The organism is Planococcus sp. MSAK28401, assembly GCF_018283455.1.
Classification (GTDB): Bacteria; Bacillota; Bacilli; order Bacillales_A; family Planococcaceae; genus Planococcus; species Planococcus alpniumensis.
The window spans coordinates 741,614-764,435 of record NZ_JAAMTH010000001.1; the positions used below are offsets into that span (position 1 = coordinate 741,614).

16 protein-coding genes are annotated in these 22,822 nt (G+C 47.9%); 13 read left to right on the top strand and 3 right to left on the bottom strand.

Annotated elements, in window-relative coordinates; genetic code table 11:
* Positions 1-77: 77 nt before the first annotated feature.
* Entirely contained in the window at positions 78-920 is an 843-nt protein-coding gene (gene glcT, locus G3255_RS03830; protein ID WP_211655752.1) for a glucose PTS transporter transcription antiterminator GlcT, read from the bottom strand.
* Positions 921-1,551: 631 nt separating this feature from the next.
* Between glcT and G3255_RS03835 the strand changes: the two genes are divergently transcribed.
* The 7 genes from G3255_RS03835 (at position 1,552) to G3255_RS03865 (ending at position 9,910) form a co-directional block, all read left to right on the top strand.
* On the top strand, positions 1,552-2,865 hold the full coding sequence (locus G3255_RS03835; RefSeq protein ID WP_211653365.1) for a D-alanyl-D-alanine carboxypeptidase family protein: 1,314 nt from the start codon (positions 1,552-1,554) through the stop codon (positions 2,863-2,865).
* 302 nt (positions 2,866-3,167) lie between these two features.
* Positions 3,168-5,075 (top strand): N-acetylglucosamine-specific PTS transporter subunit IIBC, encoded by a 1,908-nt coding sequence (gene nagE, locus G3255_RS03840; protein WP_211653366.1) that lies wholly within the window; start codon positions 3,168-3,170, stop codon positions 5,073-5,075.
* Between the two features lie 57 nt (positions 5,076-5,132).
* Entirely contained in the window at positions 5,133-6,311 is a 1,179-nt protein-coding gene (nagA, locus tag G3255_RS03845) for an N-acetylglucosamine-6-phosphate deacetylase (protein WP_349291412.1), read from the top strand.
* A complete protein-coding gene (gene nagB, locus G3255_RS03850) occupies positions 6,308-7,024 on the top strand; it encodes a glucosamine-6-phosphate deaminase (protein ID WP_211653368.1) in 717 nt (238 codons plus the stop codon). Before nagA ends, nagB begins: the two co-directional genes overlap by 4 nt.
* A 29-nt stretch (positions 7,025-7,053) precedes the next feature.
* Entirely contained in the window at positions 7,054-7,776 is a 723-nt protein-coding gene (locus tag G3255_RS03855; protein ID WP_211653369.1) for a GntR family transcriptional regulator, read from the top strand.
* 123 nt (positions 7,777-7,899) lie between these two features.
* Positions 7,900-8,634: an SIS domain-containing protein gene (locus G3255_RS03860; RefSeq protein WP_211653370.1), complete on the top strand. Its 735-nt coding sequence runs from the start codon at positions 7,900-7,902 to the stop codon at positions 8,632-8,634.
* A 307-nt stretch (positions 8,635-8,941) separates the two neighbouring features.
* A complete protein-coding gene (locus tag G3255_RS03865) occupies positions 8,942-9,910 on the top strand; it encodes an NAD(P)-dependent alcohol dehydrogenase (RefSeq protein WP_211653371.1) in 969 nt (322 codons plus the stop codon).
* 247 nt (positions 9,911-10,157) lie between these two features.
* Here G3255_RS03865 and G3255_RS03870 read toward each other — a convergent pair whose 3' ends face one another.
* Complete coding sequence (locus tag G3255_RS03870; RefSeq protein WP_211653372.1) at positions 10,158-10,664, bottom strand: zinc metalloprotease; 507 nt, start codon at positions 10,662-10,664, stop codon at positions 10,158-10,160.
* A gap of 268 nt (positions 10,665-10,932) precedes the next feature.
* Positions 10,933-12,660 carry an adenine deaminase gene (gene ade, locus G3255_RS03875; protein WP_211653373.1) on the bottom strand — a complete coding sequence of 576 codons (1,728 nt, stop codon included), beginning with the start codon at positions 12,658-12,660 and terminating at the stop codon, positions 10,933-10,935.
* Positions 12,661-13,056: 396 nt separating this feature from the next.
* Here ade and G3255_RS03880 point away from each other — a divergent pair, with 396 nt between their 5' ends.
* The 6 genes from G3255_RS03880 (at position 13,057) to G3255_RS03905 (ending at position 22,779) form a co-directional block, all read left to right on the top strand.
* On the top strand, positions 13,057-14,616 hold the full coding sequence (locus tag G3255_RS03880; RefSeq protein ID WP_211653374.1) for a response regulator transcription factor: 1,560 nt from the start codon (positions 13,057-13,059) through the stop codon (positions 14,614-14,616).
* Positions 14,576-16,354 carry a sensor histidine kinase gene (locus G3255_RS03885; protein WP_211653375.1) on the top strand — a complete coding sequence of 593 codons (1,779 nt, stop codon included), beginning with the start codon at positions 14,576-14,578 and terminating at the stop codon, positions 16,352-16,354. The genes G3255_RS03880 and G3255_RS03885 overlap by 41 nt, the downstream gene beginning before the upstream one ends.
* Positions 16,355-17,086: 732 nt before the next feature.
* Positions 17,087-18,385, top strand: a complete 1,299-nt coding sequence (locus tag G3255_RS03890) for an ABC transporter substrate-binding protein (RefSeq protein WP_211653376.1) — start codon at positions 17,087-17,089, stop codon at positions 18,383-18,385.
* Between the two features lie 111 nt (positions 18,386-18,496).
* Complete coding sequence (locus G3255_RS03895) at positions 18,497-19,444, top strand: carbohydrate ABC transporter permease (RefSeq protein ID WP_211653377.1); 948 nt, start codon at positions 18,497-18,499, stop codon at positions 19,442-19,444.
* Positions 19,441-20,268: a carbohydrate ABC transporter permease gene (locus tag G3255_RS03900; RefSeq protein ID WP_211653378.1), complete on the top strand. Its 828-nt coding sequence runs from the start codon at positions 19,441-19,443 to the stop codon at positions 20,266-20,268. Before G3255_RS03895 ends, G3255_RS03900 begins: the two co-directional genes overlap by 4 nt.
* 300 nt (positions 20,269-20,568) lie before the next feature.
* Positions 20,569-22,779, top strand: a complete 2,211-nt coding sequence (locus G3255_RS03905; RefSeq protein WP_211653379.1) for an alpha-galactosidase — start codon at positions 20,569-20,571, stop codon at positions 22,777-22,779.
* Positions 22,780-22,822: the final 43 nt, after the last annotated feature.

A 22,822-nucleotide genomic window follows, 5' to 3' on the forward strand; every position in this document is an offset into this window, starting at 1 on the left:
AAAAGGGGAGAGATCCCCTAGATTAACCGTTGTACCTTTTCATACTCATGCCTGATCGAATCAGTAACACGTATGAATCAGTTTGTATGGGTCAAGCGCTGCAGATGAATCGTCAGATAAAGTACTTCCGCTTCGTCGACAGGCTTTTTTAATTGGTTTTGCATCACTTTAATGAGCTTCCAAGCCAGATTATAGCACACGGGGTATTCGGCTTTCAATAGCTCTTGGAGTTTATTTTCATCACCGAGCGATTCCCCGTGATGGATGCGGTCGATCGCCCGGTGCAAATGCTGAATCAAGCGATGGTAATTCACATTGTCTTTGCTGATGTCGACTTTCAACCCATCTTCGATCAATTCTGTCAGGCGTGAGATGAGTGCGTGGTCGCGGTTCATGTCGCGCAAGGATTTGTCAGTCACGGCACTATGGATGTGGAGTGCGATAAAACCGATCTCGCCTTCCGGAAACACGATGCCCAGCTGGCGTTCAAACTCTTTCACGACACCTTTTGCCACTTGGTATTCTTTCGGATACAAAGACTCGATTTCAAACAGGAAGGAGTTAGAGAACTGCATGTTTTGCTGGATGCGCTTGATGGCAAAAGACAAATGATCCGTCAGCGCCACGTGAATGTGTTCATTCAACTCGGTGCCCATCTGTTCTTCGATATATAATAGTTGATCATTGATAAACGCGATCAAGTCTTCATCGATATAAGGGATCAAGTTGACGTATTGTTCCTTCTCCGCCTCATCTTTTAACAGGAAGGTCTTATCGGCATGATCAAAGGAAATGACATCGCCTTTTTTCCGGTTGAAGCCAAGGCCGTTTCCGATCAAGACAACTTCCTTATAGACATCATGGCGGGCGATCACGACGTTGTTATTCAATACTTTCTCAATGGTCAATAGCTGTTCCATGATTTCCTCCATTCAAAAAAAACGCCTTGACGCGCTAAGCATAATTCAAGTTATACAGGAAAAGGGCATGTGAAAACAAGTTTGGTGCGTGAGTGTCCCTGTGCACGGCACAATTCGGGCGACGAGGAGTGGGTGGAAATGGCGGCGGGAATGGATTTACGGGGGGCGGGTGGTTGGTTGCGTCCCTGTGCGTGACACAATTCACACGGGAAATGGGCCGGTTTTTGTTTGATTTCGTCGCTTGTCCCTGTGCATCACACAATTTAAGCAGCGGAAAATGCATAGGTAGTGGATTTGGGTGTGAAATAGCCCCTGTGCAAGGCACAATTTAGTTCGTTAAAGCGGAGCTGAAAACAGGCAGCTGATTCGAGAAGAAAGCACCTCAGAAGAAATAAGGCAAGAAGAGGGAGTAGCACAAGAATAAGCGGTAGCAAGTAAAGCAGCAGTTGCAGACACAGCGACACCAGCCACAGTCGAAGTGAATGGCTCGAATGACTATCCGTGGAAGGCAGTTGATCTGGATGGTATGATCATGGACGTAGCGAAAAGCTTGTATCCTGGTGCCCAAAGATATGCGACCTGATTTTTATGTGTAATAAAGATACAGCAAAAGAAGATGGAGTTGGTTTTTATGACGAAAAACAAAATGACAACAAAAGCGGTTATCTCAACAGCAGTACTCACATTGGCTATTTCCATCGTGCCAACGGGCAATGCTTTTAGCAATATCGAATTCGGCCTGATTCAAGCAGAGGCGTCGACAGCCACGCATGTGGCGAAAGGGAATTTGAATCTTCGCAGTGGCGGTTCATTAAAGGACAAGATCATTTTGCAAATTCCTAAGGGTGGAAAAATTGAGTACATCTCGGGAAGCGGTATTTGGTACAAAGTGAAGTATGGCACGACCACGGGTTATGTTCATTCCGACTACATAACGAAAATCGAAACAGTCGCACCAGAAACACCAAAAGAAACCTCGGCGACCCATTTTGCGAAAAGTAACGTCAACCTCCGTACCGGGGCTTCGACCAAACACGAAATTATGTTGCAGATTCCTAAAAACGGAAAAGTTTCGTATATCTCAAAAAGCGGCATTTGGTACAAAGTGAAGTATGGTACGAACACGGGTTATGTTCACTCGGATTACCTAACAAAAATCGAGACAGTCGCACCAGAGACACCAAAAGAAATCCCGGCAACCCATTTTGCGAAAAGTAACCTCAACCTCCGTACCGGGGCTTCGACCAAACACGAAATTGTGTTGCAGATTCCTAAAAACGGAAAAGTTTCGTATATTTCGAAGAGCGGTATTTGGTATAAAGTGAAGTACGGCACGAAAACGGGCTATGTTCATTCCGGCTACCTAGCAAAAATCGGAGCAGCAGAACCATCGAAATACCCGGCTCCTTCGACGGACACACCGGGCAAATATGTAGAAGACATTTTGATTGTGAATAAAAAGTATGCATTGCCTTCAACTTACAATCCAGGAATAAATGCTACGGCGAAAAAAGCATTGGATGCTATGATTGCTGATGCAAAAAAACAGAGCGTTACATTAAAGAACACGAGTTCATACCGTTCTTATTGGTATCAAAACACCCTGTATAATAACTATGTGAAAAAGCATGGCAAAGCAAAAGCAGATCGCTTCAGCGCACGTCCTGGACATTCTGAACATCAGACTGGACTGGCCTTCGATTTAGGCGGAGTTAATCAAGCTCATTGGTTTGAAGAGTCGTTTGCAAACACTAAAGAAGGAAAATGGCTGGCTTCAAACGCTCATAAATATGGTTTCCACTTGCGCTACCAAAAAGGCAAGGAAGACATCACGGGTTACATGTTTGAGCCATGGCACTTCCGTTACATCGGGGAGGCCAACGCTACCAAAATCAAGGCTAGTGGAAAAACACTTGAAGAGTATTTCGATATTCCGGGGAAATAGACGGAGCGAAAAGAGTCTCATAGGAGGCTCTTTTTTTTTGCGCAAGTGGCGTCCCTGTGCACGGCACAATTCGAGCGATTCGAGCGAGGAAGAATGGCGGTAGGAGTAGGTTTTTATGGTGGGAGTGGTTGATTGCGTCCCTGTGCGTGACACAATTTTAGCAAGGATACACGGTTTTTCATCGTACTGATCACTGATATGAAAGCGAATACATTTCTTTGATTAATACTTTAATTGGTATAGACAACTATACAAATTAACTCTATAGTAAAAAGCAAGAATACATAAAGGGGTGGAATAAAATGTTTGGTTTTCTGCAGAAAATTGGTAAATCATTGATGTTTCCGATCGCGACACTTCCGGCTGCCGCATTGCTGTTGCGTTTTGGGCAGGACGATTTGCTCGGGATTCCGTTTCTATCGGCAGCGGGCGCTGGGATCATTGATAACTTGGCGATTATTTTTGCCATCGGTATTGCCATGGGGCTGGCCCATGATGGAAATGGCGGAGCGGCACTTGCCGGGGCCATCGCTTATTTAGTTTTAACTTCAGCCATTGTCACCATCAACGAATCCATAAATATGGGCGTTTTCGCCGGTATTCTCTCAGGAATCGTTGGCGGGCTGCTGTATAACAAGTTTTATGATGTGAAACTGCCGAGCTGGCTGGCTTTCTTTGGAGGCAGGCGCTTTGTGCCGATTATTACGGCGGCCACCATGACCATAATTGCCGGCGCACTCGGTTATTTATGGCCACCGGTTCAAGAAGGAATTGACGCGGCCGGGGCGTGGATCTTAAATGCAGGGATGTTTGGGGTTGGTTCCTATGGGTTCTTAAACCGCCTGTTATTGCCGACCGGTTTGCATCATGTCATCAATACAGTTGTTTGGTTCGATTTTGGTACTTTCACGGATGCCAACGGCGAAGTGATACGCGGGGAAATCAACCGCTTCCTAAAAGGCGACCCGACAGCCGGGCCTTTCCTTTCCGGATTTTTCCCGGTCATGATGTTCGGGCTTCCGGCTGCTTGCCTTGCCATGTATATGGCTGCGAAAAAAGAGCGTAAGGCAGCAGTGGGCGGCATGCTTTTCAGTATTGGATTTACTTCTTTCCTAACAGGGATTACAGAGCCAATTGAATTTTCTTTCATGTTCTTGTCTCCGATATTGTATGTCATTCATGCATTGCTGACAGGAGTCTCCATGATGGTCGCCTATGCGCTGGACATCCGGCACGGGTTTGGCTTTTCAGCGGGCGCCATCGACTATGTGCTGAATTATGGTTTGGCGGAAAATCCGCTCCTTCTTCTCGTCATGGGGCTCGTTACAGGAATTGTTTACTTTACGGTCTTTTATTTCATGATCATAAAATTCGATTTGAAAACTCCCGGCCGTGAAGATGAAGATGCAGAAGACGGGAATGCTTATTCCGGAGATGATAAAATTGATGTAAGAGCTTACCACACGATTGAAGCACTTGGCGGAAGCGACAATCTCACGTCAGTGGATTATTGTACAACGCGTCTTCGAGTGACGGTGAAAGATGCTGGGGAAGTGAACGAAAAAGATTTGAAACGCCACGGCGCAATGGGTGTTATGAAAGTGAACAAAACCAATGTTCAAGTCGTTATCGGAACTGCAGTGGAATTCTTGGGAGATGCGATGAAGCAACGGTTGGCAGATGGCAATCCTGCTCCGGAAAACACGGATCAAGTTCTAGAAGACGCACCGGCTGGCCAAGAAATGACAAAAGAAATTTTAGCTGAAGATTTCGTTATGCCGATCGAAGGGGAAATCGTTCCTTTATCAGAAGTCCCGGATGATGCTTTTGCAAAAGAAATGATGGGGCCAGGGTTTGGCATCAAGCCTTCGGGCAGTATTGTCTATTCACCGGTTGACGGAAGGTTGGTTACTGTATTCCCGACCAAGCATGCCCTTGGAATTGAGACTGACACGGGAGTGGAAATATTGATCCATGTCGGGCTGGATACAGTCAAGCTGAACGGCGAAGGATTTGAATCGCTGGTCGAGCAAGGGCAGCTTGTCCAACGGGGAGACGCTTTATTGAAACTCGATTTGGCCTTTTTGCAAGCCAATGCGCCTTCTATCGTTACACCAATTGTTTTCACTAATTTAACAGGCCAAAAACTGGATATGTTAAAAAACGGATTCCAGCAGCAAGGAACGGCGTCTATCTTGAAAATTAAATAACTTAAAGAAGCAAAAGCCGGGGATGTCAGTGATGATTTTCCCGGCTTTTCGTAAGGAGTGCTGATTTTGAATAAAACAATATTGATTTCAAATGTGGCCATCGCCAATGCGAAAACCGAAAGCCGAATAGCAGATCTCTTTTTGGAAGGCGGCAAAATAGCGGAGATCGGAGAAAGCCTATCCCGGGAAGCAGATTTCCACATCGATGGAAATGGGGAAAATTGGGTTGTCATGCCAGGATTTATTGATGTCCATATTCACGGGTCTTCAGGCTTTGATACGATGGATGCGACATCGGAGGCATTGAATGGATTAGCTAGTTCGCTCCCGCGGGAAGGGACAACCAGTTTTCTGGCGACCACGATGACGCAGTCAGATGAAGCCATTTCGAAAGCTCTGCAAACCGCCAGTGCTTTTCAAGCCGATGAACAGCAGGCAGAAATGCTCGGCGTGCACTTAGAAGGGCCGTTCATTTCTCCGGAGATGGCGGGGGCACAGCCGCTAGAATATATTATGGCCCCGTCGCTTTCTTTATTCGAAAAATGGCAGGAATTGAGCGGCAAGCGCATCAAGCAAATCACTATTGCTCCTGAGGCAGATCCCAATATGGAATTCATCAGAACGCTATCAGCGAATGGAGTTGTGGCCTCAATCGGGCATTCGAACGCCAGCTTCGAAAAAGTCCAAGAAGCGATAGCAGCGGGAGCGAAACAAGTCACTCACTTGTACAATCAGATGAGCCCGTTCCATCACAGGAATCCGGGAGTGGTCGGGGCTGCTTTTCTGGAAGAAGGTTTGGCGGTGGAGCTGATTGCGGATTTTGTCCACAGCCATCAGCAATCCGTCCGCTTGGCTTACCAGCAAATAGGCGCAAGCCGCTTAATTCTCATCACGGATGCTATGCGGGCTAAAGGTCTCGTGCCGGGAACTTATGATTTAGGGGGACAGGACGTACAAGTGAGTGAGCGGGATGCCCGCTTGCCAAATGGCGCGCTGGCCGGCAGCATCTTGACGATGGAAACTGCAGCGAAAAATGTAAAAGCGATCACCCATTGCACATGGCCGGAGCTTGCAGCGATGACTTCTGCCAATGCCGCCATACAGTTGGGCCTTGAAAATAAAGGCGTTATCGCGACGGGGAAAGATGCAGACCTGGTCATTTTAGATGGCGACGCGAACGTCCTGCTCACGATTTGCAGAGGAAATATCGCATTTGCAAAGGATGAGTTGCAATGAAGATAATTATAGTCGAAAATTACAATGCAATGAGCGAGAAAGCCGCACAACTGGTAGAACAGCAAATTTCAGAAAACAGCGAGATGGTATTGGGGCTGGCCACAGGATCCACGCCGCTTGGCCTTTATGAGAATATGATTGAAGGATACAAAAAACGGGGAGTTTCCTATAAACATGTCCAGACTATCAATTTGGATGAATACAGAGGCTTGAGCAAAGATCATCCGAATAGCTATTATGCGTTTATGTGCGAAAAGTTATTTAACCAGCTCGATATCCCTTTGGAAAATGTCCATCTGCCCGACGGAATTGCCCGTCCGGTCGAAGCGGAATGCCGCCGTTACGAAGCCCTTCTGGATCGTATCGGGCCGCCGCATCTGCAGATATTAGGCATGGGGACGAATGGGCATATCGGGTTCAATGAACCGGGAACTCCAGAACATAGCTTGACTCATTGCGTGAAACTCGATGAGTCGACGCGGGCGAACAATGCGCGTTTTTTCAAATCGGCTGATGAAGTGCCCACACATGCAATCACTTTAGGGATTGCCTCGATTCTAAAAAGCAAGGAAATTCTTGTGCTGGCTTCTGGCAAAAAAAAGGCGGAAGCTGTAAAGCGCTTGCTTGATCGAGAAATCAGCGAAGCTTTTCCTGCTTCTTTTTTGTGGAAGCATCAAAATGTTACGCTGATTGTTGACCGGGATGCTTATTAATTGGCCCAAACAGAAAGGCGGTGAATCTTTTGCTAGACAAGCAATCACGGATACCGATGTATGTCCAAATCGAAGAGGAATTGAAGAGCCGCATAGAGCGGGGCGAGTTTCCTGTAGGGGCCGCCATTCCTTCTGAGCGCGAACTGACGGAGCTTTTCAAGGTCAGCCGCATGACCGTCCGTCAATCCATCACTAATTTGGTGAACGACGGGTTGCTGTACCGTGAAAAAGGGCGGGGCACGTTTGTCGCTTCGCCGAAAGTTGAACAGCCGCTGATCGGCATGACCAGTTTTACCGAAGACATGCAGTCACGCGGCATGGTCCCTGGCAATAGACTGATTCGTTTCGAAAAAATGACTCCCAGCCCGGACATCGCAAAAGAGCTTCAGCTGCAAAGCGGCGAAAAGGTTTTTTATGTGGAGAGAATCCGTTATGCAGATGACAAGCCGATGGCACTTGAAAAGACGTACCTTCCGATCAAACTTTTTCCCCAGCTCAGCAAAGAAGCGTTGAAAGGCTCTCTCTATTTATTAATTGAGCAGGAGCAACAATTGATGATCAGCCATGCAAAGCAGCGCATGGAAGCGGCACTCGTTAAACAGGAGGATGCGGAACTGCTTCAGATCCATGTTCCCTCGGCCATCCTGCTCATAGAAAGAGCCAGTTACTTAACGAACGGGCAGCCCTTTGAAGTGGTCCGCAGCATCTACCGCGCAGACCGCTATAAATTCATTACCGAAATTAAGCGTTAAAGAAAATGAATTCAGTGGCCCCCATTCTGTGGAGCAAACCGAAGTGGCATAAGTGGGGAAAACGAGTTGTCTGAAGGAACTGATAAGCCACTGGCTATTTGAATAAGCAGGGAGCTGGGATAAATGTTAACTGCGTACTTTGAAAAAATAAAAGAAAAGCTCCAAGCGATTGAAGCATGTGAAAAAGAGAATATGGCCGAAGCGGCACGAAAAGTGGCCGAAGCCATAAAGCAGGGCAATATCGTCCAGCTATTCGGCTGCGGGCATTCGCATATCTTAACGGAAGAAGTGTTTTTCCGCGCGGGCGGATTGGTGCCAATCAAGCCGATATTGATAGAACCGCTGATGCTTCATGAAGGCGCCGTCACTTCCTCGCAATTGGAACGGCAGCCGGATTACGCCGCGAGTTTTCTAGCGGAACAAGATTTTCGTCCTGGAGATGTGCTGATTGTATTATCCACTTCAGGCCGAAATCCGGTGCCAGTGGATGTGGCCCATCATGCGCGTGAAAATGGCGTGTATGTCATCGGGCTGACTTCCCTGGCATATTCACAAAGCCAGCCTTCCCGGCATAGCAGCGGAAAACATTTATATAACTCTGTCGATCTTGCCATAGACAACCATTCTGTCGCCGGAGACGCCATCCTTTCAGATGCCAAAGTAAAAGTCCCGTTCGGCCCTACGTCAACTGTGACGGGAGCCGCCATCTTGAACGCCGTCTTCGCTGAAGCGATAGCCCTGATGGCAGACGAAGGGTTCGAACCGCCTGTTTTTTTAAGTGGCAATATTGATGGCGCAGATGGCCATAACCACCGACTTGTGGAGAAATACCGCAACAGAATTCCTTTATTGTCCTGATGTCCCTGTGCATGGCACAATTCGCTCAGACAGAAATGGCGGCGTTGCTGGTTTTTCTGCCGTGTATAGTCGGGGCGCGTCCCTGTGCAAGACACAATTCAACAGCTATCCATCTAGCCTAGGGCAGGAATAGGCGGCATCGAAGTGGAAGTAATGAAGTATCCGATTGGCAGCTAGTTGGATGGAGTCCCATCCCCTGCTGGTCATTGAACATTCCAAAGTCGATCCAATGCAAGGGAACCATGCAAGCCATAGTAATGAGGCTTGAGGAAGACATGGCCAAATTGTAGAAAAGGGGAGAAGACACATGAAAGCGATGGTCTGCACGCGTTATGGAACTCCGGATAGGCTAGAGCTGCAGGAGCTTGAACAACCGCTGCCAAAAGCCAACGAAATCAGCATCAAAGTCCTGTCATCTACTGTCACTGCAGGGGATTGCGAGATGCGCAGCTTTACTTTTCCTCTATATTTGCATCTTCCAATGCGTTTATTGTTCGGTGTCCGTAAGCCGAGAATGAAAGTGTTGGGGCAGGAATTTGCCGGTGTGGTGGAGGCGGTCGGCGAAAGCCAGAAACACTTCAAGAAAGGCGACCGTGTAGTCGGGTCGACCGGGATGAAACTCGGTGCGAACGCCGAGTATGTGTGTTTGCCAGAACGTTATGCGATCGTTCACATGCCTAAAGAGTTGGATTATGAGCAGGCCGCAACGATTCCGACAGGCGGGATGAATGCTTTATTTTTTCTGCGGAAAGCTAATATTCAAGCCGGGCAAAAAGTATTGATTCTCGGAGCGGGCGGCAGCATCGGCACAATCGCTGTCCAGCTCGCGAAACACGCAGGAGCTGAAGTGACAGCGATCGACCGGCAGGAAAAACTAGACATGCTTTTATCAATCGGAGCGGACAAGGTTATTGATTATGAGCGGGAAAATTTTACGGCTAGTGGCGAAACTTATGACGTCATCTTTGACATTGTAGGGAAAAATACGTTTTCACAAGCCATGGGTTCGTTGAAACCAACAGGCATTTACTTAATTGGCAATCCAAGCCTTGGCCAAGTCCTACGGAAGTTTAGTGGGAGAAAGAAAGGTGCAGGGAAAGTGTTTGTGGGTGTAGCGGATTACAAAGCCGGTGACTTGCGCTATTTAGTCGATTTATCTGCAAAAGGAAAGCTCACGACGGTCATTGATCGTACTTTTCCACTTGAAGAGTTAGCTCAGGCGCATCATTACGTGGAGAGCGGGATGAAAAAAGGGAATGTGGTTATTGTGCACTGACTGTCCTACGCTTGAACCTCCAGTACAAAATATAATACTAGCAAAAAATGCATGAAGAATATTCCCGATATTAGGGGGAAGTTCTTCATGCATTTTTGTGTTGTGGTGTTGAAATTAAATTGTGTCGTGCACAGGGGCAAATACGTTTATCAAACAGTAACGACCGCAGTCAAATCAATATTGCCGCTCATTTTCTATGAGTAGAATTGTGTCGTGCACAGGGACACAGAAACAATAAAAAGACTTTTTAGCCAATCGTTTTATCGCTGACCTTACCGCGGATATTTTGATAGATGCGCAGGCCATCGGATGGATAGCCCGACAATGCGCCGAAAAACCCTGGATATGTAACGGGAATTACGCTCGTGAGAAACAGGCAGAAATTGACCGCAGCAAACGGATAAGCATATTGAAAGCTTCCTGAAGCACTAATAGACAAGCCATAAGCCAGCGTCCCGGCAATAAGAGAAAACAACGGGCCGCAAGCATCGACTAAGAGTCTCTGTGCGTTTGATAAGGGAGGGATGTCTTTATAGTTGGAAATTAAACAAAAACCTGATAATCCCAATCCAAGGTAAAAATGAAACTTGTGGATGCTGAATGCCAACTTATTTTCTTTATGCGGCGTGCCCAGAAAAATATTCGCCTCACCAGATTTTGTCGATAAGACGATCGGTAGAGCATGTCCGAGTTCGTGGATCAGGATGGAAATCGGCAATAAAATGAAAAAGATAGTCAATAGATCTAATATCAATTAGCATTCTCCTCCGCAAAGGACCAATTAAATGCTGGCCAATTCGTTTGTCATTATAGTATAAATAAATGAAATAAAAGTCAATTTATCTTTTATTTCCATATTTAAAAAAGGAACGCAGTGCCGGGATACATCCGGTAGCTGCGTTCCTTTTTCGCTTAAATTGTGTCATGCACAGGGGCAAAAACAGCAACGCCCAACACGGAAATACAGTTATGCCAACTTTCTGGAGTGATCATCGGCATTTGAATTGTGTCGTGCACAGGGACTACTCTCCCCGCACCACTACCTCGATATGCCGGAAGCTCGCGACATCAAACAATCCGCGATCGGTCAGTTTCAGGTGGGGAATGACCGGCAGCGACAGAAACGACAAAGTCAGGAAGGCGTTGAAATGCGTTGGGGCGCCGATCTGCAGGAGGCCTTGGTCAATTGCCTTGAGCTGATTGTAAACAGCGGGGATAGGTTTATCGGACATCAATCCGGCAATCGGCAACGATAAACTGGCCGAGACTTTGCCGTTTTGGACCACGGCTAGCCCGCCTTGTAGCTCTTGCAGTGCACGAATTGCCGCCAACATATCCTCATCATTTGTCCCGACCACAATGATGTTATGGGAATCGTGCGCTACGGTTGTGGCGATGGCGCCGTCTTGGAGGCCCAGCCCTTTGACGATGCCGAGCTCGATATTGCCAGTCGCCCGGTGGCGTTCGATGACGGCGATTTTTAAATGATCGCTCGCTGCATCCGAAACAAAGTATCCGCCGGCGACTGGTACTTTTTCAATTAAATGTTCGGTAATCAATTTGTTCGGGTTGATGCCGATGACATGGGCGCTCGCATTCGTCTCCATCAGAATTTGCAGATTTTCTGTGGACAGTCCGGCAATGCTCACTGTGTCTCGCACAGTTGCCGTTTCGTTATCTTCTTGAATGGGTCCTGCGTAGCGGCCGTCTTTCGCCGCCAATTGCCCGCCTTTATAGACTTCCGCAATCGTGAATTCTTCCAAATTATCGAGCATAATAAAATCCGCGTCGTATCCGGGAGCGATAGCGCCTTTTTGGTGCAGCCCGAAACATTGGGCAGCGTTCAGCGTCGCCATCGACATGGCGGTGATGGGGTTGATTCCGGAGCGGATCGCTGTCCGGATATTATGATCGACGCTGCCTTCTTCGATTAGATCATCGAGATGCTTGTCGTCGGTGCAGAATAAGCAGCGATGAGCGTTTTGTTCGGTCACGCCTTCAAGCAGCGCGTGCAGGTCTTTTGCGACCGAACCTTCGCGCAGCATGACGTACAGGCCGCGTTCGATGCGGGCTGTCATTTCGTCTTTCGTTACGCATTCATGATCCGTCAAGATGCCCGCGGTGCCATAGACGTTGATGTCATTGTCGGTGAGGCCTGCTGCGTGGCCGTCGATCTGCCGGCTCAGCAGTAGTTTATCGAGCATCGCCTCGTCTCCTTGAAGCACCGCGGGGAAATCCATCACTTCCGCCAAACCGAGCACTGAATCGCGACTGGCAAAAGGCACCAGGTCTTCAGCGGACAGCCGGGCGCCAGCGTTTTCAAAAGGCGTTGCCGGAACGCAGGACGGCAGCATCATTTTAATGTCGAGCATGGCCTGCTCTGCATCTTTCAACATGAATTCAAGTCCCGCCGTTCCGCTGACATTGGCGATTTCGTGCGGGTCGGTGATGATTGTCGTTACGCCGTGTGGCAGCACGACTTGTGAGAACTGTTGCGGCGTCACCATGGACGACTCGATATGGACATGGGCATCGATCAAGCCGGGCGCGATGAATTTTCCGGTGGCATCGATTTCCTGCACGCCTTCATAGTCTCCGATTCCGACGAACACGCCGTCAGTGATTGCCACATCACCAGCCGTCAAGCTTTTCGTGTAGACATTGACGATGGATGCATGGCGAATAACCAAGTCCGCTTTTTTTCGTTTATTTGCAACATCGATTCTATTTTTCAATTGGGCTTTTTTCATGGCTACTCATGCTCCTTTGATTGCTCGGTATCATATTGAACGCGAAATAAGTTTTGCTTTATTCTACAGCAGACTGGTGACAAGACCTAGCGAAAAAGAGAAAAAACTCTGTGGTTGTCCCTGTGCACGACACAATTTAGAGCACTGAAAACGCGCGGAGAGTGGATGTAGGTATGAAACCGTCCCTGTGCACGACACAATTCATTCAGATGTCACCTTCTACCGAGAGTCAGAACTTGGGAACTATCCCAATGCGCTCAAAAGGTGGTAACATATCAACAAGAAAAGGATTCAGAGAATTGCCACGGAGATGGGCAGGTCGAGCGTGCCAAGCAGAGAGGGATGGCGTAAGGGCTCGGAATGTACCAAAGAGTTTCATATGATGGGGGTAAAATCATGGGAGAAGTGTGCAAGGTCCTGATTGTCGACGACGAGATGCTGATCAGGCAGGGGATCATCAATTATATTGCCTGGGAACAGGAAGGCTTTCAAATTGTTGGAGAAGCTTCGAACGGCAAAGAAGCGATGGGCTTGATTGCAGAATTTGCACCGCATATCGTCATCACGGACATCGTCATGCCGATCATGGATGGCATCGATTTGGTGAAAGAAGGAAAGATGGAGTTTCCTGACACCGAATTTATTGTGCTGAGCAGTTTCGAAGACTTCGAATACGTCCGGTCGATGTTCCAGAACGGCGTTGCCGATTATATTTTAAAGCCGAAACTCAACGGCCCTGAGCTATTGAAAATATTAAACCGTGTGGTGAACCGCATTCCGGGCCTGCAGCATTGTGTTTCGGCGGCGCAGGCCGAACCAACGACAGAAGAGATGTTGGAAGGCGTGATTCAAGGCTATCATTTGCCTGTCGAACGGGACGGACTATCCGACATTCTGCCGAACAGCGACTTCGTTTTGGTGGCGATCCGCGGAAAAAGCGTCGATCCGCTCCAGCTGAAAACGGCTTTGGAGCGCTCCATGCTGGAAGAAATGCCGATTCTCGCCTTGAATTCCAGCGATGCCGATGCGCTGTTGCTGCTGAATTTCCATCCGCATCAACTGGATACCATTAAACAAGCCATCAAACAGCAGGCGGCTCGCTTGCCAGAGGCCGCATGGATGATGTGCGAGCCGGTCGATGCCATCGAAGGTTTAAAGAAAGCGCACGATGAAGGCTGCGCGAAGATGAAGAAATATGCATTTTATTTGCCGGAAGACAAGCTGTTCATCTTTGGTGAATTGCCTCAGGAAAATGAAAAACAAGCGACTTTCGATTTGAATCATTTTATCGAGATGTTCAAGGACCGGCTGTTCAATGCAGCGTTCACTTACCTGGAAAACCATGTGGACTATTTGTCTGGGCGCTACAACAATGACAGCTTTGAGTTCAAGTCGTTTTTGGGCAATATCGTCTTCAACATCGTCGTATTATTGGATGCCATGAAATACGACACCGAAGAGCTCGAACAGAAAAAATACAGCTATTTCTCGACAATCAACGAAGCTGCCGATATCAATGAAGCTTTAGGCTTGCTCCGTGAGTTCCTCGAAGAAACAAAGGAAATTATCCATTTGGGGGATAAAGCGAGCGAATCCAATAACCTTGATAAGATCCTTGAATATATCGAACTTCATTACACCGAGCCGCTGCGTTTGTCGGAAATCGCCAACCATTTCCACTTTAATGCGTCGTACTTGTCGTCTTATTTCAGTACGCACCATAAAGAAGGCTTCAGCGAATACTTGAACCGTGTGCGCATCAAGAAATCGATGGAATTATTGGAAAACAGCACGGTATCCATCTCTAATATCAGCGGCATGGTCGGTTATTCGGAGCACAGCTATTATTGCAAAGTGTTTAAGCGCATAACCGGGATGTCTCCAGGCAGCTATCGAAAGGAGCTCCAAGCCCGCAATGAACATGAAGAAAAAGGCCTTTCGCATCTTAAGAAATAACAGCTTGTTCATCAAAATGTTCCTGATCATGGTCATCAGCATCGTGGCGGTTTCCTTATTGATCACGTTCAGTTCGATCCGCATGTCGTCCGATTTGTTCATGGACACTTTCAGCATTTCGAACACGAAAGCTTTGGAACAGATCGAAAACGAGTTCGAAGACTATAGCTTTGCGATCGTTGCGGCCACGAATGAAGTACAAAACAACGGCACGATTAAACGGGTGCTGACACAAACGGACGCCACTACTTTGGAAACCTATAGCTCTTATCACGATATCAGTGAGCAGATCGAGCGCATTTATCGGACCGTCGAGTCGTATGATGCCAATATGATCGTGCTCGGCAACAACGAGCGCTTGTATAATGTGAACTACACAAATTGGCCGGTGTCGTGGGAAGCGTTGCGCAACCACCCGATTTCGCAGTACACGATTAATCGGCCTAACCGGATAATCTATCAGTTTATACCGTCCACATCGTTCGCAGATGAGCCGATGATTGTCGCGACAAAAGCATTGATGGAGCGATCGACCGGCGAGATTTACGGCGTCTTATACTTCCCAATCCGCGAAGCGCAGCTCAAGCAATTTTACGAAGGCTATACGAGCGAAGAAAACGAAGTCATGCTGGTCGATGCTGAAGGGAAAATCGTTTCTGGCAATCAAGAGGCGATGATCGGCCAAGAAGCGCCCGAGTTGATGGCCCTCGCAAAAGAAGTGGACGATGAGGGGCTGGAATACAAAGACGTCGAAGTGTTCGGCAAGGATTATATGCTGATGGCGCAATACTTGCCGACTTATAATATGTATTTGGTTAATCTTGTCGACAAAGACGCGGTGCTCGCCAACCTCATCAATACGAGGGAAATCCTGCTGATCAGCCTTGGCATCGTGTTGCTCGCGGTCATCGTCGTGTTTATCATTTCGCGGCGCATGACCAATTCGATCAGCCGCCTGGTCAAGCAAATCTCGACCATGGCAAAACACGATTTCAACGTGCCGGTTGCAGAAACCGGTGGCTACGAAGCGAAGAAAATCGCCAATGCCTTCAACGCCATGCTCAATGAATTACAGGAATACGTGGATTTGGCGATACAGGCCCAGCAAAAGCAGCGCAGCGCTGAATTGATGGCGCTGCAGCACCAGATCAATCCGCATTTTATCTATAACACCTTGGCGTCGATCAAGTTCATGATCCAGCAAGGCAAAAAAGAGCAAGCGACCGATATGATCCACGCCTTGATTGCGCTGCTGCAAAATGCGCTCAGCAATGTCGAACAGACCATTACCGTGGAGCAGGAAATAGCGGATTTGAAAAACTATGTGTTGATCAACCAATCGCGTTACGGCGATGGCATCAAAGTGAATTTCTTCATTTCGCCGGATTGCCTGGATTGCCAATTGCCGAAATTGATCCTGCAGCCCTTTATCGAAAATGCGTTTTTCCATGCCTTCAATGAGAAAAAACAAGGCTTTGTGCAAATTCTAGTGGCTCAAAAAGGCGACAATTTGTTGTGCGAAATCGTCGATAACGGCGATGGCATGGAAATCAAAGGCGACCACACGAAAGAAGATATCAAGGAAAAACGCCACCTGTTCAGCGGCATCGGCATCCGCAATGTCCACGAACGCATCCAGATGCTTTACGGCGAACAATACGGCGTAGACATCTCAAGCGTCAAAGGCGAAGGCACCAAAGTCAAAGTGGAATTGCCGCTTCAGAAAGTCATGGTGTAAGTTGAATGAATTTTTTAGATTTCTTTATAAGCGATATTCCCCAAAACAGCTGAAAAGCTTTGCTCTACTCTCACTCTGTTCGAGCATCGCAAACGAATTGGCTCAGCTCCGCTTCACTAATTCGCTTCCTGGGGGCTTGCGCTGAACTAATTCGGGCTAAACGCCCGAATGGATTTCAGCACTTCGTCGAAACGGAGTTGGAAAGCCACCTCCGTTTCTGCTCCCCAAGGAGTCTGCGCTATTTTGCTACATATCTATTCAATAGTTCATCCGAAAGAGCGGAAGGTGGCGAAGAGCAAAGAGGTGCTCCTACATCGCTGCGCTGCTGCGTCGCAAACGAATCCTGCCAAGCACGATTCGCTTCCTGCGGAAATAGCACGAGCTGAAGACCCTGGACTGAGCGTAAGCGAGGGAAGCGGCTGAAGCCGTGTCCTGGCAGCTGGCATCGCGACGTCCTGTCACGCCAGCTGCATGATCCACACCCTGTGGACCGGAAAGCGCCCACCTGAAGCGATTTTAAAATTCTATTTTTCTATCTCTGATTTATTTGTTCACCAAAAGCCAACGAAATTCCAAGAACCTAATAATAGTACAAGAAAAAAGAGAGAAAATTGAAATGTCTAAAAATTTTCGAATAGAACACCTAAAGATTGTGCTAACAATCTTTTTTTTTTGGCCGCTATACTGTTTACAAGGCGAAAAGTTAAGCGCTTACAAAAAGGGGGATTTCAAATGAAGAAGTTTAATCTTATGTTTTTGGCGGCAGCGAGCATGGCCGCGTTAGCAGCTTGTTCTTCTGGGGATGAAGAGGCGAGCGGTGGCAGTGGATCAGAAGGTTCAGCTGACGTAGACGAGATTACAGCATGGGCTTGGGATCCAGCTTTCAACATTGCAGCTCTTGAAAACGCAAAAGAAGCGTACAATGGCGACGGCGATTACGAAGTGAACATCATTGAAAATGCACAAGACGATATTATCCAAAAACTCAATACGGGGCTCAGCTCAGGGACAACAAACGGCATGCCGAACATTGTCTTGATTGAAGATTACCGTGCACAAAGCTTCCTACAAGCTTATCCGGATGCTTTCCATCCATTGACGGACGTCATCAATTCTGACGACTTCGCAGATTATAAAATTGCTACAACCAGCTATGACGGCGAGCAATACGGATTGCCGTTCGATTCAGGCGTAGCAGCACTCTACGTCCGTACAGACTATTTGGAAGAAGCCGGCTACTCAGTTGAAGACGTAACTGACATCACATGGCAGGAATACATCGAAATCGGGAAAGACGTCAAAGAAGCAACAGGCAAGAACATGCTGACTTTGGATCCGAACGATTTGGCGCAAGTGCGCATGATGATCCAGACAAACGGATCTTGGTATGTGGAAGAAGATGGTTCGACACCGAACATTGCAGGAAACGAAACACTTGAAGCCGGTTTTGAAACATACAAAGAAATGATGGATGCGGACATCGCGAAAATCGTTTCTGACTGGAGCCAATTTGTCGGCGCCTTCAACAGCGGCGAAGTAGCGAGTGTGCCAACAGGAAACTGGATCACGCCAAGCGTCAAGCAAGCAGCTGACCAATCCGGTAACTGGGCAGTTGTTCCAATGCCTCGCTTGGATATGGAAGGCGCGGTTAACTCGTCCAACCTAGGCGGCAGCTCATGGTATGTGTTGAATGTGGACGGCAAAGAACAAGCAGCAGACTTCCTCTTGAACACATTCGGTTCAAATCCTGATTTGTATCAAACGCTTGTAGAAGACATCGGCGCTCTTGGGACTTACTCACCGGCAGCTGAAGGGGATGCATACGCAGTGGAAGATGAATTCTTCGGCGGACAGCAGCTCATCACAGATCTTTCTACATGGACAGACGAAATTCCAGCAGTTAACTATGGCCTTCACACGTACGCGATTGAAGATATCCTGGTGACTGGAATGCAAGATTATTTGAACGGCGCAGAACTGGATACAGTACTTGAAAATGTCCAAGGGCAAGCTGAAGCACAACTCAAATAATTGATCGGAAATAAATGAAGCCTTGAGTTGACGCCGACGAACTGGTAGAAGTGCTTTATCACTTACCAGTTGGGCACAGCTCAAGGTTTTTTTATAGGAGGAATGAAAAGCATGAGCCAGCTAGGAACAAAAAAAGCCGAAGTGGATCTCCCGGTTCGTACGAAATACGAAGAAAGCAGGCGCCAAAAAACAGGTGTCTTTTTCAAGAAAAAAGTGGGTTGGCTGTTTATCATTGTCTCGATCCTCGCCATCACCATCTTCAACTTTTACCCGATGGTTCAAGCGTTCCTGTTGTCTTTCCAATCCGGAATGGGCGCGAACCTGGAATATGTAGGGCTCGATAACTGGCGCCGCCTGTTCGGTGACCCGACTTTTATCGCAGCACTGACCAATACGACGATCTACTTGTTGATCCAAGTCCCGTTAATGATCGTATTGGCGCTATTCTTCTCCGTATTACTGAATGACCCGAAACTGAAGTTCAAAAGCTTCTTCAGGATTGCGATCTTCCTGCCGTGTGTCACATCACTCGTTGCCTATTCGGTCGTCTTTAAATACTTGTTTGGCATCGATGGCATCATCAATCAATTCTTGCTGAATTTTGGCTTTATCTCCGAGACGGTCAATTTCTTGGCTGACCCGTTTTGGGCGAAAGTGGTCATCATTTTGGCCATTACCTGGAGATGGACAGGCTATAATATGATCTTCTATTTGGCGGCATTGCAAAACGTCGACAAATCCATTTACGAAGCTGCCAAAATTGATGGCGCCAGTTCGTTCCAGCAATTTTTCCAAATTACGGTTCCGATGCTCAAGCCGATCATTTTGTTCACGTCCATTACGTCAACGATCGGTACGTTGCAGATCTTTGACGAAATCGTCAACATCACCAACGGCGGCCCTGGGAATGCGACCATTTCGATTTCGCAATACATTTACAACTTGTCATTTGAATACACGCCTGACTTCGGTTACGCATCAACTGTTTCCTACGTCATCGTAATTCTCGTGGTGATCCTTTCAATTATCCAATTCAGAGTGGCGGGTGAGAAAAAATGAACAGTTTAAAACGAATCTTCATCTATACGTTTCTCAGTGTCGCGGCGATTGTTTCCATTTTCCCATTCCTATGGATGCTCACCAGCATCACCAATAAATCGGTCGATGTGACGCAAGGGCGTTTACTTCCAGGAACGCATTTAATCGAAAACTTTAAAACCCTTTTTGCGACCGTCGATATCGTTCCAGCTTTGATCAATTCATCCATTATCGCGATCATCACGACTTTCTTGACGCTGTTGTTGGCATCGCTTGCGGGCTACGGGTTTGAAATCCACCGCAGCAAAGGAAAAGACATCGTCTTCACCATTTTGCTGTTGTCGATGATGATTCCGTTTGCGGCGATCATGATTCCTTTGTACCGCATGTTCGGCAGCATCAGTGAAACGGCACCGCTTATCGGCATCGACTCGCTCGGCGCGGTCATTTTGCCAACAGCGACAACGGCGTTCTTCATCTTCTTTTTCCGCCAAAATACCAAGATGTTTCCGAAAGATTTGGTGGAAGCGGGGCGCATCGATGGCTTGAGTGAGATCGGCGTCTTTTTCCGAATCTACGTGCCAACGATGAAAACGACTTACGCAGCTGCGGCGATCATTGCCTTCATGAACAGCTGGAATAACTACTTATGGCCATTGGTCATTTTGCAGTCGCCTGAAAAACGGACGATTCCGCTATTGATTTCGAATCTCGGATCGAGCTACTCGCCAGACTACGGTGTCATCATGTCAGCCATCGTCATCGCAACATTGCCGACCGCGCTTGTGTTCTTCCTCATGCAGAAGCACTTTGTTGCAGGCATGATGGGCTCGGTTAAGGGTTAAATGAAAGTTAGTTTAATGGGACATATCACTAGTTAAAGACGTGTTGCCTTGAACGCCGCTTCGGCCGCTTGGGGCATGGCTCCCGCAAGAAGCCAGGAAAATCACCTGTCTTCTTGCTTCGCCTAGCCCGTGGACGCGCCGGCGCTAATGAATGCATTAAAGAAAAGCAACTCTACTTTCCAACTACTCGAACTTCAGATATGGAGCAAAAACAGCGTAGACGCCTGCCGGAAAGCGCAGCTGTTTTGCGGAATATCGTCACTGCAAAACTATTAACTTAGCCGATACGGGAGGTAAATTGTGCCGATTTTATATAACGACGCCACACGTGAGTTTCATCTGCAAACCGAGAAGACCAGCTATATTTTCAACATCCTGAAAAATGAACAGCTCGGCCAGTTGTATTACGGTAAGAAACTGCGTCACCGGGACTCGTACGAGCGCTTGTTTCATATCGAGGAAATGCCGAATACCGCTTGCGTTTACGAAGGCGATTTGGTGTTTTCGCTCGATATTCTCAAACAGGAATACCCAGCATACGGAACGACGGATTTCCGCGAGCCGGCGTATCAGGTGCTGCAACAAGGCGGCAGCCGCATCACAAACTTCGTCTATCAAAATCACACCATCAATCAAGGGAAAAACAAGCTCGCTGGCTTGCCCGCGACATATGTCGAGCAAGACGAAGAAGCTACCACCTTGGAGATTTCTTTGTACGACGAAGCGATCGATGTGGAAATCCAGCTGTCCTATAGCGTCTTTGAACAACTGAACGCGATCACTCGCTCTGCCCGCTTTATTAATCACGGCCAAAGAGACGTCAATTTGACGAGAGCAATGAGTGCCAGCATCGATTTGCCGGATTCGGATTTCGAGATGGTGCAATTGTCCGGTGCATGGGTGAGGGAGCGTCATATCAAAAACCGCAAATTGGTGCCAGGCCTTCAAAGCATCAGCAGCACAAGAGGCACGAGCAGTGCCCAGCAAAACCCATTCCTGGCGCTGAAACGCCCATCGACTACCGAACATCACGGCGAAGTGTATGGCGTGAGTTTGGTCTATAGCGGCAATTTTCTGGCGCAAGTGGAAGTCGACCATTACGACGTGACGCGTTTGATGATCGGCATCAACCCGTTTGATTTTAATTGGCTGTTGGAAAGCGGCGAAAGTTTCCAGACGCCGGAAGTGGTGATGGTCTATTCAGCGGATGGCTTGAACGATATGAGCCAGACTTATCATAAGCTTTACCGAAACCGCTTGGCGCGCGGAACATGGCGCGACCGGGAACGCCCTGTGTTGATCAATAACTGGGAAGCAACGTATTTTGATTTCGATGAAACGAAAATCTTGGAACTCGCGAAGTCTTCCAAGGAATTGGGTGTGGAGCTGTTCGTGCTGGACGACGGCTGGTTCGGCAAGCGCGATGCGGACACGACGTCTCTCGGCGATTGGTTTGAAGACAAGCGCAAATTGCCGAGCGGCATCAGTCAATTGGCGAAAAACATTACCGATTTGGGAATGAAATTCGGTTTGTGGTTCGAACCGGAAATGGTCTCGAAAGTAAGCGAATTGTACAAAGCGCATCCGGACTGGATCATCCATGTGCCGAATCGCAAAAGCTCGCACGGCCGCAATCAACTCGTATTGGATTTCTCCCGCCAGGAAGTGGTGGATTATATCCACGGCTTGGTAGCCGGCGTACTGCGCGATGCGCCGATTTCCTATGTGAAATGGGACATGAACCGCTATATGACTGAAATCGGTTCATTGGAATTGCCGGCGAATCGCCAGCGTGAAGTCGCACACCGCTATATCCTCGGCGTGTATTCATTGTACGAACGATTGACTTCGGAATTTCCGGATGTCTTGTTCGAATCCTGTGCAGGAGGCGGCAGCCGCTTCGACCCAGGAATGCTCCATTACGCGCCGCAAGGGTGGACGAGTGATGACACCGATGCGGTCGAACGCTTGAAAATTCAATACGGCACGTCAATGGTCTATCCGATCAGCTCGATGGGCGCTCATGTCTCTGCGGTGCCGAATCATCAAGTGGGACGCATCACGAGCCTGAAGACGCGGGCGGATGTCGCGTATTTTGGCACATTCGGCTATGAACTTGATGTCACGAAGATGGGCGATGAAGACAAAGCCATCGTTACGGAGCAAATCGCTTTCTACAAAGAAAACCGTTCGCTCATCCAACAAGGACAATTTTACCGGCTAGCAAGTCCGTTCGCAGAAGATGGCAACGTGACGAGCTGGATGGTCGTGTCAGATGACCAGAGCGAAGCGATATTCGGCTATTACCAAGTGTTGGCCAAACCGAACCCAGGATATGCACGCGCATTCTTCAAAGGGCTCAACCCCGAATTCGAATACGCCATCGATGGGATCGACGATACGTTTTACGGGGATGAATTGATGGGAGCAGGCCTGCAGCTCAATCGTTACCGCCAAAATCAACATCCTTCTGATTTTTCTTCTATTATTTATAAATTAACGCGAGTGTAACTGAACAGTTCCGCAAAGCTTAACCTCCTTGCGGAATCTTACA